Origin of the sequence: Fusicatenibacter saccharivorans, from assembly GCF_027667425.1 — a bacterium.
In the GTDB taxonomy this organism is placed as follows: Bacteria; Bacillota; Clostridia; order Lachnospirales; family Lachnospiraceae; genus Fusicatenibacter; species Fusicatenibacter saccharivorans.
The window spans coordinates 1-1,794 of the sequence record NZ_JAQEGR010000001.1; the positions used below are offsets into that span (position 1 = coordinate 1).

The 1,794-nt window shown below is 50.6% G+C and carries 2 protein-coding genes; both read left to right on the forward strand.

Translation table 11 applies throughout. From position 1 onward, the window contains the following. Positions 1–47 precede the first annotated feature (47 nt). Complete coding sequence (locus PGS38_RS00005) at positions 48–869, forward strand: ParA family protein (protein WP_119189008.1); 822 nt, start codon at positions 48–50, stop codon at positions 867–869. After that, positions 826–1,761, forward strand: coding sequence for a ParB/RepB/Spo0J family partition protein (locus PGS38_RS00010; RefSeq protein ID WP_119189007.1), 936 nt, complete (start codon positions 826–828; stop codon positions 1,759–1,761). The genes PGS38_RS00005 and PGS38_RS00010 overlap by 44 nt, the downstream gene beginning before the upstream one ends. The last annotated feature ends 33 nt before the right edge of the window (positions 1,762–1,794 follow it).

Genomic DNA, 1,794 nt, shown 5'->3' on the forward strand with positions numbered 1-1,794 from the left:
GAAAAATCCAATTACCATCTAAGATAATTGGATTATACGTGAAGTCAATGAACACGCAAATCATCGCCATTGCCAACCAGAAAGGCGGCGTTGGCAAGACAACGACCTGTGCCAACTTGGGAATCGGGCTGGCGCAAGCCGGAAAGAAAGTCCTGCTGATCGACGGAAACCCGCAAGGCAGCCTGACGATCAGCTTGGGCAATCCCCAGCCGGACAAGTTGCCCTTTACGCTGTCGGACGCTATGGGGCATATCCTAATGGATGAGCCGATTCATTCCGGCGAGGGTATCCTGCACCACCTGGAGGGAGTAGACTTGATGCCCGCCGACATTCAACTTTCCGGTATGGAAGTATCCTTGGTAAATGCTATGAGTCGTGAGACTATCTTGCGGCAATATCTGGACACACTGAAGGGGCAATACTCCCATATCCTCATCGACTGCCAGCCCTCCCTTGGTATGCTCACAGTCAATGCGCTGGCCGCTGCGAATAGGATCATCATTCCCGTTCAGGCAGAGTATCTGCCCGCTAAAGGGCTGGAACAGCTGCTCTCCACGGTAAACAAGGTAAAGCGGCAGATCAACCCCAAGCTCCAGATAGACGGTATCCTGCTGACGATGGTGGACAGCCGAACCAACTTTGCCAAAGAGATTTCCTCGCTCCTGCGGGAGACCTATGGCAGCAAGATCAAAGTATTCGGCACAGAGATTCCGCACTCTGTCCGGGCAAAGGAAATCAGTGCAGAGGGAAAAAGTATTTTCGCCCATGACCCTGGCGGCAAAGTGGCAGAGGGGTATCGAAATCTGACGAAGGAGGTGTTGAAACTTGAAAAGCAGCGCGAAAAAAATAGAGCTGGCCTCGGTAGATGATCTGTTCTCCACCGAAGAAGGCCGCCAGGATGCAAAGCTGGAAAAGATTCAGGAAATTCCATTGTCTGAACTGCATCCCTTTAGGAACCACCCATTCAAAGTCAAGGATGACGAAGCCATGATGGAGACCGCCGACAGTATCAAGCAGTATGGCGTTCTGGTTCCGGCGATTGCTCGACCGGACCCGGAGGGCGGTTATGAACTGGTGGCCGGACACAGACGGCACAGAGCAAGTGAACTGGCAGAAAAAGAGACCATGCCGGTAATTGTCCGTGATCTGGACGATGATGCAGCCACAATTATTATGGTTGACAGCAATCTGCAACGAGAAAGTCTCCTCCCCAGTGAAAGAGCATTTGCTTATAAAATGAAACTGGATGCTATGAAACATCAGGGAGAGCGAGTTGATTTAACTTGTTCCCAAGTTGGGAACAAGTTAGAGGGCAAGAAGTCCAGTGAGATTTTGGCAGAGCAAGTAGGTCAGAGTAAAAACCAGATTTTTCGCTATATCCGTCTGACAGAGCTGATTTCTGAATTGATGGATATGGTGGATGAAAAGAAGATTGCCCTGAACCCTGCCTATGAGCTGTCCTTTCTCAAAAAGGAGGAACAGGTAGACCTGTTGGACGCGATGGACAGCGAACAGGCTACCCCTTCTCTTTCTCAAGCCCAGCGGCTCAAGAAATACAGTCAGGAGGGGCATCTGACCCTCGATATGATGCGTGTCATCATGGGTGAGGAAAAGAAAAGCGATCTGGACCGAGTGACATTTACCTCTGACACCTTGCGGAAGTATTTCCCTAAAAGCTATACGCCCCAGCGGATGCAGGAAACCATCATCAAGCTGCTGGAGGCATGGCAGAAAAAGCGTCAGAGAGACCAGGAACGATGAAAGGAGCCGCCTATGATGGATATTTCAGCAAGG